The organism is Algibacter pacificus (assembly GCF_008033385.1).
Lineage (GTDB): Bacteria > Bacteroidota > Bacteroidia > Flavobacteriales > Flavobacteriaceae > Algibacter > Algibacter pacificus.
Window position 1 is genome coordinate 73,509 of sequence record NZ_VOGY01000006.1, and the last position, 19,060, is coordinate 92,568.

16 protein-coding genes are annotated in these 19,060 nt (G+C 34.7%); 15 read left to right on the top strand and 1 reads right to left on the bottom strand.

The features are described from left to right. Window positions 1–28 precede the first annotated feature (28 nt). From FQU21_RS10490 to FQU21_RS10510, 5 genes are all read left to right on the top strand, one after another. The gene (locus tag FQU21_RS10490; protein WP_222708006.1) at window positions 29–1,102 is read left to right on the top strand and encodes an ABC transporter permease; all 1,074 of its coding nucleotides are present in this window, start codon (window positions 29–31) and stop codon (window positions 1,100–1,102) included. Between the two features lie 45 nt (window positions 1,103–1,147). Continuing rightward, a complete protein-coding gene (locus FQU21_RS10495) occupies window positions 1,148–1,636 on the top strand; it encodes a TlpA family protein disulfide reductase (RefSeq protein ID WP_147677960.1) in 489 nt (162 codons plus the stop codon). 77 nt (window positions 1,637–1,713) lie between these two features. Further along, window positions 1,714–2,463, top strand: a complete 750-nt coding sequence (tpiA, locus tag FQU21_RS10500) for a triose-phosphate isomerase (protein ID WP_147677961.1) — start codon at window positions 1,714–1,716, stop codon at window positions 2,461–2,463. 1,353 nt (window positions 2,464–3,816) lie between these two features. Further along, entirely contained in the window at window positions 3,817–4,653 is an 837-nt protein-coding gene (gene prmA, locus FQU21_RS10505; protein WP_147677962.1) for a 50S ribosomal protein L11 methyltransferase, read from the top strand. Window positions 4,654–4,719: 66 nt separating this feature from the next. Next, the gene (locus FQU21_RS10510) at window positions 4,720–4,995 is read left to right on the top strand and encodes an ATP-dependent Clp protease adaptor ClpS (RefSeq protein WP_147677963.1); all 276 of its coding nucleotides are present in this window, start codon (window positions 4,720–4,722) and stop codon (window positions 4,993–4,995) included. Between the two features lie 130 nt (window positions 4,996–5,125). Here the strand turns inward: FQU21_RS10510 and FQU21_RS10515 are convergent, their stop codons facing one another. Beyond that, a complete protein-coding gene (locus FQU21_RS10515) occupies window positions 5,126–7,912 on the bottom strand; it encodes a TonB-dependent receptor (protein ID WP_246124820.1) in 2,787 nt (928 codons plus the stop codon). Window positions 7,913–8,925: 1,013 nt separating this feature from the next. Here FQU21_RS10515 and FQU21_RS10520 point away from each other — a divergent pair. From FQU21_RS10520 to FQU21_RS10565, 10 genes are all read left to right on the top strand, one after another. Beyond that, entirely contained in the window at window positions 8,926–9,492 is a 567-nt protein-coding gene (locus FQU21_RS10520; protein ID WP_147677965.1) for a GNAT family N-acetyltransferase, read from the top strand. A 27-nt stretch (window positions 9,493–9,519) separates the two neighbouring features. After that, entirely contained in the window at window positions 9,520–10,701 is a 1,182-nt protein-coding gene (locus FQU21_RS10525; protein ID WP_147677966.1) for an argininosuccinate synthase, read from the top strand. A gap of 57 nt (window positions 10,702–10,758) precedes the next feature. After that, a complete protein-coding gene (argC, locus tag FQU21_RS10530; protein ID WP_147677967.1) occupies window positions 10,759–11,742 on the top strand; it encodes an N-acetyl-gamma-glutamyl-phosphate reductase in 984 nt (327 codons plus the stop codon). A 215-nt stretch (window positions 11,743–11,957) separates the two neighbouring features. Beyond that, on the top strand, window positions 11,958–12,752 hold the full coding sequence (gene proC / locus FQU21_RS10535; RefSeq protein ID WP_147677968.1) for a pyrroline-5-carboxylate reductase: 795 nt from the start codon (window positions 11,958–11,960) through the stop codon (window positions 12,750–12,752). Between the two features lie 2 nt (window positions 12,753–12,754). Continuing rightward, window positions 12,755–13,906, top strand: a complete 1,152-nt coding sequence (locus tag FQU21_RS10540; protein WP_147677969.1) for an aspartate aminotransferase family protein — start codon at window positions 12,755–12,757, stop codon at window positions 13,904–13,906. Between the two features lie 178 nt (window positions 13,907–14,084). After that, window positions 14,085–15,278: a glutamate-5-semialdehyde dehydrogenase gene (locus tag FQU21_RS10545; RefSeq protein WP_147677970.1), complete on the top strand. Its 1,194-nt coding sequence runs from the start codon at window positions 14,085–14,087 to the stop codon at window positions 15,276–15,278. Between the two features lie 93 nt (window positions 15,279–15,371). Further along, complete coding sequence (proB, locus tag FQU21_RS10550; RefSeq protein ID WP_147677971.1) at window positions 15,372–16,133, top strand: glutamate 5-kinase; 762 nt, start codon at window positions 15,372–15,374, stop codon at window positions 16,131–16,133. 55 nt (window positions 16,134–16,188) lie between these two features. After that, window positions 16,189–17,127, top strand: a complete 939-nt coding sequence (locus FQU21_RS10555) for a Rossmann-fold NAD(P)-binding domain-containing protein (RefSeq protein WP_147677972.1) — start codon at window positions 16,189–16,191, stop codon at window positions 17,125–17,127. A 52-nt stretch (window positions 17,128–17,179) separates the two neighbouring features. Next, on the top strand, window positions 17,180–17,956 hold the full coding sequence (gene argB, locus FQU21_RS10560) for an acetylglutamate kinase (protein WP_147677973.1): 777 nt from the start codon (window positions 17,180–17,182) through the stop codon (window positions 17,954–17,956). A 1-nt stretch (window position 17,957) separates the two neighbouring features. Further along, on the top strand, window positions 17,958–19,037 hold the full coding sequence (locus tag FQU21_RS10565; RefSeq protein ID WP_147677974.1) for a M20 family metallo-hydrolase: 1,080 nt from the start codon (window positions 17,958–17,960) through the stop codon (window positions 19,035–19,037). Window positions 19,038–19,060: the final 23 nt, after the last annotated feature.

Here is a 19,060-nt window from a genome sequence, read left to right on the forward strand (position 1 = left end):
ATTTAATTCTAAACAACCAACAACCAATTTGAGTTACCTCATAAATAAAATAGCATACGCCATTCTCACATTATTTGGGGTAGTTACGGTTATTTTCTTTTTATTTAATGTATTGCCAGGTGATCCTGCTCAAATGATGTTGGGACAAAATGAAGACAGTGAACAACTCGCAACAGTAAAACAAAAATACGGTTTTGATAAACCGTTAAGCACCCAGTATTTCTATTATTTAAACGATTTATTACCTATTTCTTTTCACTCCAATCAAGCCGAGGATTACACCTTTTTACGCGCGGGTAAATATGTGGCAAGTCCATTATTTACTATCGGGAATACCACAACGGTTTTAAAACTCCCTTATTTACGGGAATCCTTTACCAAACAAGGAAAAAAGGTGAGCCAGGTTTTGGGTGAAACTTTACCAAATACTTTTGTCTTAGCGGTTTCAGCCATTTTAATAGCGATTATGTTAGGGGTTATTTTGGGTATTGTTTCCGCATTATATAAAGACCAATGGCTAGATAAAAGCATTCAAATTTTTAGCACTTTAGGGATGAGTGTGCCGTCGTTTTTTAGTGCTATTCTGTTCGCTTGGTTTTTCGGATTTGTACTTCATAAATACACCCATTTAGAAATGACGGGAAGTTTACATGAGTTAGACGATTTCGGCGAAGCCATGCACATAAAATGGAAAAACCTTATTCTTCCAGCCGTGGTTTTGGGTATCCGCCCGCTAGCGGTAGTCATTCAGCTTATGCGAAATTCACTACTCGAAGTTTTTAACCAAGATTATATTAGAACAGCACGAGCAAAAGGGCTAAGCGAATTTCAAATTATAAAAAAACACGCCGTTAAAAATGCCTTAAATCCTGTAGTTACCGCCATATCGGGTTGGTTTGCTTCTATGCTGGCAGGGGCCGTTTTTGTAGAATATATTTTCGGATGGAATGGCCTTGGAAAAGAAATAGTGAATGCCCTAAACACACTAGATTTACCCGTAATTATGGGAGCCGTTTTAGTTATTGCCGTTTTATTTGTAATGATTAATATTTTGGTCGACTTAATTTACGTTTGGTTAGATCCTAAAGTGAAATTAAAATAAATTTAAAATTCCGTGAAAACGGAAACCATTATAAATCCTTTTTATATGAATAAGTTAACCTATATTTTTATTGTATTTATTAGTTTTTTAAGCTGTAAAAGTGAACCGACTCAATTTTCTACAGAAGCTTTAAATGATACTTTTGTAACCTTAAATGGTACCCAAGCTACCTTTCAAAGTATCCTCGATAAGCATCAAGGTAAAACCATTGTCATCGATATTTGGGCCTCTTGGTGTAGCGACTGTATTAAAGGTATGCCAAAGGTTAAAGCCTTGCAAGCTAGTAATCCAGAATTGGCTTACGTGTTTTTGTCGTTAGATAAAGAACAAGGCGCATGGAAACGTGGTATTGAAAAATATCAAGTAACAGGCGATCATTATTTTATGGCAAACGGGAAAGATTGCGATTTTGCCGATTTTGTAAATATCAGCTGGATTCCGCGATATATGGTGGTAAATAAAGCTGGCGAAATCGTTGTATTTAATGTTATTGAAGCCGATGACGATAAGTTGCTAAAAGCAATAAAAAATTAACTATTTTAGCAGTAGAAAACAACAATTATTAATTAAATAAAACAGTCCTTTCCTTTTGGGAGGGTTAAATGGCAATCATGAGAAAAAACATCGTAGCAGGAAACTGGAAAATGAATAACGATTTAACGCAAACACAAGCGTTAATTACTGCTTTAAAACAACAAACAACAAGCTCTAACGCCGAGGTTATGGTAGCACCAACCTTTACCAATTTATTGGAGGCTAACAAAGCGTTAAAAGATTCAAATATCGAGGTTATTGCACAAAACATGCACTTTGCAGAAAATGGCGCTTACACTGGCGAAATTAGCGCAAGTATGTTAAAAAGTATTGGTATTAATACCGTAATTTTAGGACACAGTGAGCGTCGTGAGTATTTTAACGAAACCGATGAAGCCCTAGCAAAAAAAACCGATGCAGCTTTAGCAAAAGGCATGCGTGTTATTTTCTGTTTTGGTGAAGAGTTAGCCGATAGAAAATCTGGAAACGAAGAAACAATCGTTGGCGATCAAATTAAAAACGCTTTATTTCATTTAGAAGGAGCGGCGTTTCAAAATATAGTATTGGCATACGAGCCTGTTTGGGCTATTGGAACTGGCGAAACTGCAAGTCCAGAGCAAGCACAAGATATGCACGCCTTTGTTAGAAAAACATTAGCAGATAAGTACGGAAACGATGTGGCCGATGGGGTGTCTATTCTTTACGGTGGTAGTGTTAAACCAGCAAATGCCGAAGAAATTTTCTCTAAACCAGATGTAGATGGCGGTTTAATTGGTGGCGCAGCACTTAATGCAGACGATTTTTTCGCCATTGTAAATGCCTTTTAATACAAACAAATAATTAAAAATAATTTGGGCGTTACCCATAAAGGGTCGGGCTTTCGGCAGTCGCTCTCTTCGAGGAGCTCCAACAAAGCCTCAATCCCTAACGCGGGCTAATCTGTTAAAAATAGTTTCAACAGTTAGTTTGTTTATTTTTTTTTAACGTTCGGTTAATTTTAAATATAAAGCACTTTATCATTCATTTGATAAGGTGTTTTTTTTATTTTCATAAAACGGAAAGAAAGGCTCATGTCTACGAAATCGCGTGCGATACCTCCTAACGTCGGCATGACAAAAACAACTGAAAGTACTGGTCGGCAAAGCAGCATCATTTTGCATAATCTTTGTCATTTCGACGAAAGGAGAAATCACACATACTTTTTCTCGTCATAAATTAAAACAATTAGCACCCATGTTTGCGGAATCGCGTGTGATACCTCCTAACATCGGCATGACAAAAATCACGGAAAGTACTGGTAGGCAAAGCATCATCATTTAGTATAGCTTTTGTCATTTCGACGAAAGGAGAAATCACATATACTTTTTCTCGTCATAAATTAAAACAATTAGCACTCATGTTTGCGAAATCGCGTGTGATACCTCCTAACGTCGGCATGACAAAAACAACTGAAAGTACTGGTAGGCAAAGCAGCATCATTTTGCATAATCTTTGTCATTTCGACGAGAGGAGAAATCACACATGTTTGTTCTCGTAAGAAGCTAAAACAATTAGCACTCATGTCTACGAAATCGTATGGGATACCTCCTAACATCGGCATGACAAAAATCACGGAAAGTACTGGTAGGCAAAGCATCATCATTTTGCATAATCTTTGTCATTTCGACGAACGGAGAAATCACACATACTTTTTCTCGTCATAAATTAAAACAATTAGCACCCATGTTTGCGGAATCGCGTGTGATGCCTCCTAACGTCGGTATGACAAAAACAACTGAAAGTACAGGTCGGCAAAGCAGCATCATTTTGCATAATCTTTACAATTTCGACGAAAGGAGAAATCACACATACTTTTTCTCGTCATAAATTAAAACAATTAGCACCCATGTTTGCGGAATCGCGTGTGATGCCTCCTAACGTCGGTATGACAAAAACTACGGAAAGTACAAGTAGGCAAAGCATCATCATTTAGTATAATCTTTGTCATTTCGAGGAAAGGAGAAATCACATAAACCATGGGACTAAAAAACTATCAGGTATTTTTATTCGTTTTAATCCTTCATAAAACTATTCAAAAAAATTCGTGAATTCGTGGCAAAAAAACAGAATCCATTTTTTAATAAAATTTTATAACGAACTCCGTTAATAACACTTAAATTTGCACTTCAATAAAAAAGCAAATGTCAAATACAATTTATATAGGCTACTATTTTAAAGTAGCCCCATTGCAACCCGGAGTAGAAATTTTAATAGCCGAACTTGGTTACGCAGGTTTCGAAAGCTTTGTTGAAAATGAAGATGGCGTTACGGCATACATTCAAAAAGAAGAATGGTATACCGATATTTTAAAGGGTATTCAAATATTAAATTCCGATGAATTTGAAATTATATACGAGTTCGATGAAATAGAACAAACCAATTGGAACGAAGAATGGGAAAAGAATTTTAACCCCATAATTGTAGATAATGCCTGTTCTGTTCGCGCACCGTTTCATGAAAAACCAGAGACTACGTTCGATATTATTATAGAGCCAAAAATGAGTTTTGGAACCGGACATCACGAAACCACCCACATGATGATTCAGCATATTTTAAAAACAGATTTAAAAGATAAATCGGTTTTAGATATGGGTTGTGGTACAGGTGTTTTAGCTATTCTTGCAGAAATGAAAGGCGCCAAACCATTAGATGCGGTAGATTATGATAATTGGTGTTACTTAAACAGTTTAGAAAATGTAGCGCGTAATAATAGTAAGCATATTACGGTGATAGAAGGCGATGCCTCTGTTTTAAAAGGTAAACGTTACGATGTGATTATCGCCAATATTAATAGAAATATTTTACTGCAAGATATGGCAGCCTATGCCGCATGTTTAAATAAAAATGGGATGCTATTTTTAAGCGGATTTTACGCCGAGGATATCCCGAAGATAACCGCGGAATGTGAAAAATATTTGTTAAAATTTGAAGAAAAGTTGGAAAGAAACAATTGGGTATCATTAAAATTTTTAAATTAGTATCCAATTTAAAGGGTTAACCAGCTGTTTTCTACTAAGAAAACATGAGAAAGCAAACTATTGATTATGAGTACACAGGAAAAAACATTCGAAGAATTATTACTACAAGAAGAGGTTTTAACTCAAAACGAGATTGTTTTGCATAACGATGATGTAAATACGTTCGATCACGTTATTAATACTTTAATTTATGCTTGCGAACATACGCCAGAGCAAGCAGAGCAATGTGCTATGTTAGTGCATTATAAAGGAAAGTGTACGGTTAAAACTGGGCTGTACGACGATTTAAAACCCCGTTGTTCTATGCTGCTTGATGCAGGATTAAGTGCAGAATTAGTGTAATCTGTAAAATAGAAAAGAATAATAATAAGTTTATTATAAAGTTAAAAAACCTCCGAGAAGCAACTGCTTTTCGGAGGTTTTTAGTTTAATGTCAATATGTTTTAAAAGAGCGCTTTTACAGTTCTTATTCTTAAAACGTATAATTTAATTGAAGTAATGTAGCACGTGGTAAAATAGGAACCACAATAAAACTCGCGTCTGGATTATTCTTTACAAAGTCTTTAGTTACCCCATTAGCGTTGGCTCCAAAAGAATTGGCGCCCATAAAATTAGCTAAGCCATCGGAATTTAATAGGTTCGTTGCTAGTACATTGGCTCTTAGGTTTTTGTTTATTTTATATCCAAGTCCAGCATCGAAAACACTGTAAGCATCTAGTTGAAAAGCATTAGCCACATTACCTTCGCGTTTCCCTGTGTATTTCCATTTTAGGAATGCTGATACTTTGTCTTTTTCAAACTCAGCAGATAGGTTAAACATCAGTTTTGGGTTAAATGGTAAAGTGTTACCAGAGTAATCCGTTGTGTTATCGTCTGAATCATCAAAAGTGCCGGCAGCATCATAAATATTCCATTTACTAGCTTTAGGATCTTGGAGGATACCATTAAAACGAAATGCAAAGTTTTGAAAAGGAGTGTAAACAGTTTCCCATTCTAAACCAAGTGTTTTCGAGGTGTTAAATAATACTGGGGTATAAAAAATACGATTGGTATCTTCATCTATTTCAAAATTAGTAATACCTATATCTTTTAATTTACTCCAAAATAATGTTGTGGTAAAGGAGAAATCTTTTACTATAGATTTTAAGCCCAATTCAACTTGATGTATTTTTTGCATTTCACCCTTTTGATTAATAGGAACCTCTGGGAAATTATTAAAATAATAATTTAATTCCGGTGCTTTATTCCCTTTTGAGAAGCGTCCGAATAAAGAAGCGTCATGACTCAATTTGTAATTTAAACCAGCAGAATAAGACACATAGTTATAAGTGAAATTAAAATAATCTCGAGCTCCTGTTGGCATTAAAATATTGTTATCGTAGGCGGTGTTTTCATCGCCGTCTAAACCACCATCTTGTGTAAATGGCGCCGAGCGGTCGTTACTTCCTTTATGAGTTATCGATTCAAAACGTAGTCCTAAATCGAGCTCAAGTTTATCCGAAATATCCCAACGGTCATTCGCAAAAGTCGCTATTTGACTAATTTTTGCGCGGCTATTCGTAAAAAATAATCCACCATAATTACTTACGCCATATTCATCAGATAAAGCCATTACAGGGGCATCTGGATTTTCTAAAGAAACCTGTAGCATTTTCGGATTGTTTTCATAAGTTGAAAACACAAAACTACCTTGTGTAAATACCGAAGTATTTGAAAAACCTGTAGCAAAACCAAAATTTAAATCATGCTTATCCCATATTTTTCGCAAGGTTAATTGCTGCATAAATTCATTCGCATCATTATCTTTATACCAAGTAGATGTTCCCATAACGGCATCATTTGGTAATCTTCCATCGGTTAAATATTCAGCAGAATTTCCAGAGAAAATACCACTATTATCAATTCTGGCTACCTCGTTACCAGAATTAGCATCTTTAAAAACGTACTGTCCAACAGGAAAAGGGTTGCCGTTGCTTACTAAATAAGGCAGTAAAAAATCGCTGGTAGAAACATAGGCATTACTTATTGCGGTTTGCCAATTGGCGCTTTTTGAAGAAAACTTCATGTTGTTTTTTATAGACCAATGGTTGCCTAAATTTTGAAATAAATCGATACCAAAAGCTAAATCTTTTGCATGTACGCCGTTTGAAGGATTAAAACTATTTGTTCCACCTTCATCTAGATAACGACCGTCTGGGATGGTAGCATTAAAAGCGGGTAATAATAACGCTGTTGAATTGAAATCTTGACCAAAAGCAGCTTGTGGATTTTCCCAATTTGTAGCAGCCACACCATTATATCTATTAGTGTAATCGTTTAAATATTTTCCGTAAAGTTTAAAATATCCGTGCGTGTTTTCTTTTTTAACATCAAATTTAAACTGCCCACCTTTACTAAAAATGAAATCGGTATTTCTAGCGCCTTCATTATGTCGGTAATGGCCTCCTGCATTAAAAAACCAATGGTTTCCTAGCGCACCGCCTAAAACAGCATCGGCTCTATAAATTGGGTTACCTTCACCTTGAATACCACTTTGAAGTTGAATTTCTCCATTTAATTTTTCCGAAGAATTTCGAGATATAAAATTATAAACGCCACCCGGCGCATTCATAGCGGTTATAGAAGCGCTACCACCGCGCAAAGCTTCCACTTTGGCGGTTGTTAAATCGACACGGTGGAAAATATCTGGGCTATAATACGAATGTTGTACTAAACTAACCGGTAATCCATCTTCTTGTAAAGAGACGTAGTACCAACCCATATCATCTTCGGCTGCAGCCGAAATACCACGCGTATAAACTTTAGTAAATACTTCTCCTGCCGAAGCATCGGTAAAAGTACCTGATATATTTTGTAATAAATTGGCTGTGCCTTGTGGAATAACTTGTTGTATCTGTTGAGTATTAAGTGTGCTTATAGACGTACTGGATTCTAATTGCGTTTTTGGTGTAAAATTTCCTGTAACAATGATGGTGTGTAAATTAAGTAAATCGGTATTTAAAATATAATTGAACACCATATTCGTCGACCCAACTTGTATAGCATCTTTTATCGATTTAAAGCCTAAATGCGAAATGTTTAAGGTATACTGACCTGTAGGAATGCTGGTAAGATTAAATTCTCCTTTAGAATTACTGATACTATAGATTATCGGATCAGTGTTTATTGCAATAGTAGCGCCTTCAATTGGTTTATTGCTACTATCTTTTATGTTTCCAGTAATTAAAGACTGCGTATAGCAAAAAAAAGTTTGTGCCATAATAAAAAATAGCACAAAGTGTTTAAACATATTCATAGTTTGGGGGCGTGAAAATCGATAGTTATTATGGCATAGTGCGCACAAATTTATAAAATTAAATAAGATAATTGTTTATATATTATTTTTGATAGAATTAGAACAAAGTGGCCTGTACTATTAAAGTTATTAAAATTGTGTGATTTGGAGTTTAAATTATTCAAATAATTTAATTCAAAAAAATAAATAATATTATTGAACCATTCAAGCTAGTGACATTGTTTATTACGCCGATACTTACTTACCGTTAGCGGGTGTTTTTGAATGAAAAAAAATTAGTTTATTTCAACTTCAAATCTGGGTATAAATAGTTCTCGGGCTAGTTCAGGGACGCTTTTTTCTTATTCGTTTTCTTTTAAGATTTTCAAAATCTGTATCTCGGTAAATTTGCTTTTTTTTATCTGATAGTTTAGAATTTAAAATTAGTAAATCAATATGTTATGTTGGCTTATTTTTAGGTAAGGCTATATTCTTGAGTTGTTTACTAAATTGGGATAAATATTTTTTAAGATACATTATTTTAGAATTGTAGTTTTTTTTATTTTGTTGTTTATCAGTGTTTTAATTGATGTGTTTTTATAGTTTTAAATCTTAATATTTTTCATGTTTAAAGTTGGTAAATCCATAATTAATTGTAATTTTGCTCCATAATATTAACGAAAGGGGCTTGTGCCGACGATTTAGAGTTAATAGTTAAGGTAGTTATTCAGTGAAAGCAGGAAACAACATATCTCTTATCTCTTCTGTTTTAGTAGTTCGTACTAAAGCTCATGTTGTGTGTGTTCCTCAAATTCGCCCCTCGGGGGTTGTTTTTTTAAGAAAGTAATTCACTTTCAAATTTTCGTTATTTTTTAGAATCGGTTTTGTATGTGTTTATGGTAATAATACATGCTTAACACTTTAATTAATTTAAACTCAAGACAGTTAGGTTTGGTATTGAGTTATATAGATGTATGCTTTAAAGGGCATATTAAAAAATGGATACAATATTGAGTACAGATGCTATTAGTGTTGTTAAAAAAGCAGAAATGTATTGTTCTCGAGAGGGGATAGACATTGATCTTGTTTATAAACTTCCTGAGCGTGAATTAGAAATTATTTCTGAAAGATCAAAAGAACTTCCTACCTTATATTTTGTTAGTGTAGATTTGTTAAGAAGGCGGTTAAAAAACGGTTGCTTTTTGCTGCGAAGAGGGGATGAGATATTGGGTCATATTTTTGCACACGAGCATCACGTAAAAGGCCGTTCGGTTTATGAGCGCGCTTGTTTGTGGGTAAATCGCGATTACCGTAATTATAACCTTGGTTTGTTGTTAATGAGTAGAATGACGGAGTTATTTACCGAGAGTTTTCTTATTTCCATTGCGCAAACACCTAAAGTTCATTATTATAATGAATTGTTGGGGATGACGCATGTTACTTTAGCTCAAATGTCTAAAGTATTAGTGGAAGAGTTAGAAAAACTAGGGAAATTAAGAGATGAGTTAAATTATAGATATTATGTTAATCCATGTTTTTTGGCCGAGTCTAAACAATTAAAATAAATACGAAATTAAGTTATATAAAATAGAATGAAAAAGTTAGTAATAGCATACAGTGGAGGGTTAGATACATCATACTGTGCCGTAAGTTTATCAAAAGAATATGACGTACACGCCGTAAGTGTTAATACCGGTGGTTTTACAGAAGAAGAAATTAAGCATATTGAAAGTAACGCCTATAAAATGGGGGTTTCAACTTATAAGAATATTAATGCAGTGCCTACTTTTTATCAAAAAGTAGTGAAGTATTTAATTTATGGGAATGTATTGAAAAACGCGACATACCCACTTTCTGTAAGTGCGGAGCGTATTATTCAAGCCATTGAAATTATAGAATATGCAAAAAGTATTGGTGCTGAATATATCGCACATGGTAGTACTGGAGCAGGAAATGATCAAGTGCGTTTCGATATGATTTTTCAAACATTGGCACCAAATATTGAGATTATTACGCCAATTAGAGATGAAAAATTAAGCAGACAACAAGAAATAGATTATTTAAAAGCAAACGGCATTGAAGCTTCTTGGGAAAAATCAAGATATTCTATTAATAAAGGACTTTGGGGAACCAGTGTTGGTGGAGAAGAAACCTTATCTTCGGAAAAAGCCTTGCCAAGTGAAGCGTACCCATCACAATTAGAAAAAGAAGGTGAAGAAAAAGTAACCTTAACTTTTGAGAAAGGGGAATTTGTAGCTTTAAATGGTGAAAAAAATCTACCTGAAATTAATATTGAAAAACTGAATGATATGGCTTCGGCTTATGCTATTGGCCGCGATATTCATGTTGGAGATACTATTGTTGGTACTAAAGGTCGTGTTGGTTTTGAAGCCGCAGCAGCTTTAATTATAGTAAAAGCACACCATTTATTAGAAAAGCACACGCTTACTAAATGGCAATTACAACATAAGGAATATCTATCTAGTTTCTATGGTATGCACTTACACGAAGGGCAATATTTAGATCCTGTGATGCGAAATATTGAAGCGTTCTTACAAAGCAGTCAAGAGATGGTGTCGGGAGAGGTTACAGTAACCTTAAAACCATATCATTTTTCTTTAGATGGTATTGTGTCTAGTCACGATTTAATGTCGAGTAAGTTTAGTACCTATGGTGAAGAAAATAAAGCTTGGACAGCAGATGATGCTAAAGGCTTTATTAAAATTTTCGGAAACCAAAATAAAATTTACAGACAAGTAAATTTAGACGCATAAAAAGTACCGGGAGCGGTTTGATTTTTTTAAATTTAATCGCTCTAAAAAATATACAAAATGAAAAATATTGAAGTTGGAATTATAGGAGGTGCAGGCTATACGGCTGGTGAGTTAATACGTTTATTAATGCACCACCCAAATGCAAATATTAATTTTGTGTTTAGCACATCGAATGCTGGAAATAAAATAAGCAAGATTCATCAGGATTTAGTTGGTTCTTTAGATTTAGAATTTACCGATACCGTAAATCCAGAGGTTGATGTCTTATTTTTATGTTTAGGTCATGGGAATTCGGTGAAATTTTTATCGAATAATTCATTTTCTGAAAACACTAAAATAATAGATTTAGGAAATGATTTTAGGTTAGAAGCCGATAAGGTTTTTAACGGAAAAACATTTGTTTACGGTTTACCAGAATTGCAACGCGATGCTATAAAAACAGCAAACTATATTGCTAATCCGGGGTGTTTTGCAACGGCTATTCAGTTGGCTTTATTGCCATTGGCCGATAAAGGTTTAGTAAACACCGATGTACATATTAATGCGGTAACGGGTGCTACTGGTGCAGGAACATCATTATCTGCAACTACGCATTTTACTTGGAGAGATAATAACTTTTCGTATTACAAACCTTTTACGCATCAGCATTTAGGAGAGATTAATCAAACGGTGAAACAACTGCAAAATAGTTTTTCTTCCGAGATTATATTTATGCCAAACAGAGGCGATTTTTCAAGAGGTATTTTCGCAACACTGTATACCGATTTTGAAGGTAGCGTTGAAGATGCAAAGGCCATTTATAAAGATTTTTATAAAGATGCTAAATTTACTTTTGTATCCGATGATGAATTACATTTAAAACAAGTAGTAAATACTAGTAAATGTTTAATACATTTACATAAATATAACGGTAAATTGTTAGTTACGAGCATTATTGATAATTTATTGAAAGGTGCTTCGGGACAAGCTGTTCAGAATATGAATTTAATGTTCGGTTTAGATGAAACAGCAGGATTAGGTTTGAAAGCTACTTATTTTTAGAATTAGAGTAAGCACATAACCGTGGTGCGTTAGGGATTGAACGGTATGTTTGAGCTCCCCGACCAAAGGAGGGAGCGAGTAGTGAAAGCCCGACCGTGAGCGTTTCCTGCAAGGTTTTTTTACCTGGCAGGAATATAGCGAGGGGTAACGCCCAAAAAATATAAATAGATAAGATAGTGCGTTCTGCGGGAGTGGAAATAAAAAATAAAATCGAAATGAAAGTAGCCATTATTGGAGCTGGGAGCTTAGGACAGTCGATTGCAAAAGGTTTATTGACTTCGGATGCATTGACCAGTTTGTGTTTAACAAGACGGAATTTGAGTTCTCTTAAAGCCTTTGAAGGTGTTGAAAAAGTAACTTTAACAACAGATAATATTGAAGCTATAAAGCAGGCTGAGGTGATTATTTTTGCCGTGCAACCAAGACATTTTGAGGGAATTTTAAACGATCTTAAACCGTATTTAACAGAAAACCATGTGTTAATTTCTGTGATTACTGGTTTTGCTATTGCAAGAATGGAGGCTATTGTTGGACCTCATTATTACGTGATTCGTGCTATGCCAAATACGGCGGCGTCTGTAGGACAATCTATGACTTGTTTTTCTACCAATATAAAAGGGAAAGAAAAAAGTGATTTAGCGAAAACCATTTTTAATAGCATGGGAACCGCTTTAGAAATTCCTGAAGAACAATTGCAAGCAGCAACGGTAATTTGTGCGAGCGGTATTGCTTTTTGGATGCGCTTAATTCGTGCAACTACGCAAGGCGCTATTCAGTTAGGATTTGAAGCACATGAAGCCCACCAACTAGCTATGCAAACCTGTTTTGGAGCCGCGAGTTTATTAAAACAATCGGGAAAACATCCCGAGGAGGAAATAGACCGTGTAACCACGCCTAGCGGCTGTACTATTGAGGGATTAAACGAAATGGAACATCAAGGTTTGAGTTCCTCGCTTATAAAAGGAATAAATGCTTCTTTTGAGAAAATTAACCAGATAAAAACCAAATAATTATGCCACTATTTAATGTATATCCTCTGTATGATGTTACGCCTGTTTCGGGAAAAGGCGTTTATGTTTATGATGAAAATGGAACCGAATATCTAGATTTATACGGTGGTCATGCCGTAATTTCTATTGGTCATGCACATCCAAGATATGTTAAGGCAATTTCTAAACAAGTAGAGTCCTTAGGGTTTTATTCTAATGCTGTTCAAAATCCGTTACAAATAAAGTTAGCGAATCGGCTTGAAAGAATATCTGGTTGTAAGGATTATCAGTTGTTTTTATGTAATTCTGGGGCAGAAGCCAATGAAAATGCCCTAAAATTAGCTTCGTTTAAAACTGGTAAAAAACGTGTTGTTGCTTTTAGTAATGGGTTTCACGGAAGAACATCGGCAGCTGTTGCGGTAACCGATAATAAAAATATTATTGCACCAATAAATGCACAACAAGCAGTAACTATTTTGCCTTTAAATGATGTTGAAGGTGTAAAAGCAGAACTTGAAAAAGGTGATGTTTGTGCTGTTATTGTAGAATTTATCCAAGGTGTTGGTGGTTTGGATCAAGGAACTGCGGAGTTTTTTGAACAAGTAGATGCGCTTTGTAAAGCTAATAATACATTTTTTATTGCCGATGAGGTGCAATCTGGTTACGGACGTTCGGGTAAATTCTTTGCTTTTCAACATTATAATGTAACGCCAGATGCTATTTCCATAGCAAAAGGCATGGGGAACGGGTTTCCTATTGGCGGCATTTTAATTCACCCAAGTATTAAAGCAAAATTTGGTATGTTGGGGACTACTTTTGGAGGAAACCATTTAGCTTGCGCTGCTGGTTTATCTGTTTTACGAGTGATTGATGAGCAAAAACTAATTGATAATGTGAATGACATGAATTGTTACTTCGTTAAATTGGCTAAAACCATTCCGCAGATAAAAAATATTAAAGGAAAGGGCTTAATGCTTGGTTTAGAATTCGATTTTGAAGTAGCACAATTACGTAAAGATTTAATTTATAATCATCATATTTTTACTGGTGGTGCCATGAATAAAAATTTATTGAGAATTTTACCTTCATTAACTATTAGAAGAGAACATATTAATATGTTTTTTGAAGCTTTAGTTGAAGTTTTAAATGAAGTTGAAGAGTTGGAAGTGAAATAAATTAGTAGAGCATAAAAGCTAGAAAATAGAATAAAGAGCATAGAAAATAGAGAAGAGAAAATAGAAGATAGATTGTTGATGATATGAAGCGGTTTGTTATTTCGACTTTTGGAGAAATCTCATAAAAAGAAGGACTACGAACTAAAATATTTTCAACATAAAAATTGAATATTAAAAAATGAACACCCTATTATCCATAGAAACAAGAAATGCCGTTTTACTTAAAATGGCAGTGCTTTTAGAGCAGGAGCGCGAAGAAATAATCAACATTAATAAAACCGATTTAGACGCTTACAAAGGTGATGATATTTCGATGTTTGATCGTTTAAAAGTAGACGATTTTAAAGTGGACGAAATGATTAAATCTGTAACGCATTTAGCTTCTCAGGCTGATCCTGTTGGGGTAGAGCGTTTCAATTTTAAACACGATAATGGCATGCAGGTTTATAATAAAACCGCATCATTCGGTACCGTTTTAATTATATACGAATCGCGCCCAGATGTGACTGTTGAAGCGGCAGGCATTGCTTTTAAATCTGGAAATAAAATATTATTAAAAGGGGGGAAAGAGTCTTTAAATTCAAATTTAAAAATTGTTGCATTGTGGCACCAAGCTTTGAAAGAAGAAGGTGCATCGACCAATTGGGTGGAATATTTACAATTTAACCGAACAGAAACGCAGGCTTTTTTAGAAAAACCAACACAAAAAGTCGATTTAATTGTACCGCGTGGCGGCGAGCGTTTAATTGCTTTTGTTAAAGAACACGCTACTTGCCCGGTCATTATTAGTGGTCGTGGTAATAACTTTGTGTATGTTCATAAAGCAGCCGATTTAGATATCGCTATAGATTTAATTTTAAATGGGAAATCGAAAATTTCGGCTTGTAATGCCGTTGATAAAATTTTAATAGATGAAAATCTTGAAAATAAAGAGGCTTTCGTTAATCGATTAATTTTAAAATTAAAAGATTCTAAAATTGAAGTTTTTGGAGATGCAGCTATTAGTAAACATCATGACGTTGAAGCGATAACTTCTAATGTTATTTGGTATAAAGAATTTTTAGATTATAAAATCCTTATAGGTGAAATAGCTTCTACTCAAGATGCCATTGCTATGATTAACACATATTCTGGTGGTCATTCTTCTGTTATTGTTACATCAAATAATGATGAAGCTAAGATGTTTATGGAAAATGTGGATACCGCAGCGGTTTATCACAATGCTTCTACACGTTTTACCGATGGTGGTCAATTAGGTTTGGGGGGCGAATTGGCTATTAGTACCGATAAATTACACCAACGAGGACCTATAGGTTTACAACATTTGGTAACCAATAAATGGTATATTCACGGAAACGGACAAACAAGATAGAATGCATGCTCAGAATGGGCATTTTAAAATTAAAGCGCATTAGTTGTTGGTAACAAGAAATAATTATTCACGGGTTGATGAATGTTTAAGTAGATGAAGAAAAAACGAATTTTATTAAAAATAGGATCGAATACACTTACCAAAGAAACCGATAATATTTCAAGAGGTAAAATTGAAGATATAGCCGATCAAATAGCGAAACTTCAAGATACTTGCGAGTTTATAATTGTGAGTTCTGGGGCTATTGCCGTAGCAAAACAGTTCGTGAAACTAGAAAGTAAACACGAAGAGGTGTTTGTAAAGCAAGCATTGGCTTCCATTGGACAACCTCATTTAATCCGAATTTATCAAGAAATTTTTAGAGAGTATGGTTTGCTTACATCTCAGTGTTTATTGTCGTATTCCGATTTTGAAAAGCAGGAAAGCAAATCTAACATCGTGAACACTATAAATGTATTGGTTCAAAATAATTATATTCCTATTATTAATGAAAATGATACGGTTGCTACCGACGAAATTAAGTTTGGTGATAACGATAGATTAGGTGCATTAACAGCCTCGTTGTTAGGTGTAGATCTGTTTATTATTGCCACAAATACAAACGGAATTTATACTAAAGAATCTATAAATAACGGAACGCCGGAAACGATTACGGAGGTTGATAATTTTGATGAATTAAGAAAGCAAGTGGTCGATTCAAAATCATCACACGGTACAGGGGGTATGCAATCTAAAATTGAAGCGGCAGCAGTTGCCCGAAAATCAAATATAGAAACCTGGATTTTAAACGGGTTGGAAGACCATTTTTTAGTTAATGCCTTTGAAAATATTACAGCATTTACTAAAATTAAATAAGATGAAGGGGTATGCTGAATTTATTTCAGTAACTAAATAAAAAGATAAATAAAAAATGAAATATTACACGTCCATAAACGATATAGATAACATTAATGTTTGGATAGAAGAGGCGAAAGCATTAAAAGCCGATCCATTGCAGGATATTGAATTAGGAAAAAATAAAACCTTAGGGCTGTTATTTTTTAATTCCAGTTTACGTACCCGTTTAAGCACACAGAAAGCCGCTTTAAACTTAGGAATGAATCCTATTGTTATGAATGTGTTTGGCGATGCTTGGGCTATTGAATTTGGTGATGGAACCGTAATGGATGGTAATACTGCCGAACATATTAAAGAAGCTGCAGCTGTAGTATCTCAATATTGCGATATTATTGCTGTGCGTGCATTTCCAAGTTTAACGGATAGGGAATTGGACGAAAGTGAGTATGTTTTGGAATCTTTTAAAAAGTTTGCCTCGGTGCCTGTTATTAGTATGGAAAGTGCCACAGGCCATCCGTTGCAAGCATTAACCGACGCGATTACCATTTCCGAACATGCTAAAGTTGCTAAACCCAAAGTTGTGTTAAGTTGGGCGCCACATGTTAAAGCTTTACCTCATGCAGTTGCAAATAGTTTTACGCAAGCCATGCAAAAAATGGATGTCGACTTTGTAATTGCTAATCCAGAAGGTTACGATTTAAACCCTGAAATAACGGGAGATACACCAATTTATCACAATCAAGAGGAAGCTTTAAAAGATGCGGATTTTGTGTATACAAAAAACTGGAGTTCTTATGAAGATTACGGTAATATGGATAATAAAGATTTAAGATGGACCATTACAAAAGATAAAATTAGCGATGCTAAATTTATGCACTGTTTACCCGTTAGACGGAATTTAATTGTTGAAGACGCGGTTTTAGATAGTGATAGTTCTTTAGTCATTCAGCAAGCAAATAATAGAACATTTGCGGCACAATTGGTATTAAAGAAGATTTTAAAAGGGTTATAAACTTTAACTTGTTGTTTTTGAAATGGATTCAGAATAACATTAAAGAACAAGAATGGAAAAATTATCAATCATAAAAATAGGCGGAAACATCATTGAAGATGAAACTGCCCTGAATGCTTTTCTTAAACTATTTTCGAATTTAGAAGGAAAGAAAATTTTGGTGCACGGTGGCGGAAGGCGTGCTACTATTGTGGCTTCAAAATTAGGAATTGAATCTCAAATGGTAAATGGCCGACGCATTACAGATGCTGAAACTTTAGAAGTCATTACTATGGTTTATGGCGGATTGGTAAACAAGAATATAGTTGCTAAACTTCAAGCATTAGATATCGATGCTATTGGATTAACCGGTGCTGATATTAATAGTATTCAGTCTGTTAAACGTCCGGTAAAAGAGGTCGATTTTGGTTTTGTCGGTGATGTTGAAAACGTCGCGCATCAATCTATAGATAAATTAATTCAAGCCGATTTTACACCCGTATTTTGTGCCATTACTCACGATGGTAACGGACAATTATTAAACACTAATGCCGATACCATTACCTCGCAAGTTGCTATTGGTATGAGTAAATTATACGAAACCTCTATTTATTACTGTTTTGAATTTAATGGAGTTTTAGAGAATATAAACGATAAAAATTCGGTAGTAAAACATATTGACACTAATATTTATAAAGATTTGTTAGCCAAAGGAATTATTGTCGATGGCATGTTACCAAAGCTTGAAAACTGTTTCAATGCCTTGCAAAATGGAGTAACGGCCATAAATATGGGAAATACAGAGATGTTAACCCAAGAAAACGATAATTTTACAAAAATAACGTTATAAAATGACGCAGCAAGATTTAACAAACGATGCGATTTCACTTTTAAAAAAGTTGATTGAAACACAATCATTTTCTTCGGAAGAAGCGTCAACAGCTTTACTTATAGAAGATTGGTTTAAACGTTATCAAGTAGATTTTACACGAACCAAAAATAATGTTTGGGCCGTTAATAAACATTTTGACCAAAACAAACCAACTCTGCTTTTAAACTCGCATCACGATACTGTTAAACCTAATTCGGCTTATACTAAAGATCCGTTTAAAGCTATTGTAGAAGACGGTAAATTATACGGTTTAGGGAGTAATGATGCTGGAGGGTGTTTGGTGTCTTTAATAGCCACTTTTACTCATTTTTACAATCAAGAAAATTTAAAATATAATTTGGTGATGGTCGCTTCCGCGGAAGAGGAAAGCAGCGGGCCACACGGATTAAATTATATGTTATCCATTATTCCTGAAGTAGATGTTGCTATTGTTGGCGAGCCTACTTTAATGAATTTAGCGGTTGCCGAAAAAGGACTAGTGGTTTTGGATGCCGTTGTAAATGGTACACCAAGTCATGCCGCACATCCAAACGATAATAATGCTATTTATAATACTATAGAGGTATTACAATGGTTTAAAGATTTTAAGTTTGAAAAAGGATCCGAAGCTTTAGGTGATGTCAAATTAACGGTAACACAAATCAATGCAGGATCGCAACATAACGTAGTTCCTGGGCATGTAGATTTAGTGATAGATGTACGGGTAAATGATGCGTATAGTAATGCTGAAATTGCCGAAATTTTACAAGAAAAATCACCTTGTACAAAAATTATACCGCGTAGTTTACGATTAAATTCATCGTGTATTCCCATGGATCACGATTTAGTAAAAGCGGGCATTGCCATGGGAAGAGCAACTTATGGCTCTCCAACATTGTCTGATCAAGCTGTGTTGAGCTGTCCGTCGTTAAAACTTGGGCCAGGCGATAGCACCCGTTCACACTCGGCAGATGAGTTTATTTATTTAAATGAAATTGAAGAAGGTATCGATTTATATATTAAATTATTGGATAAGGTTATTGTAAATGAGTTAAAATAAAGCCTTAAAGGTTTTAAAAAATG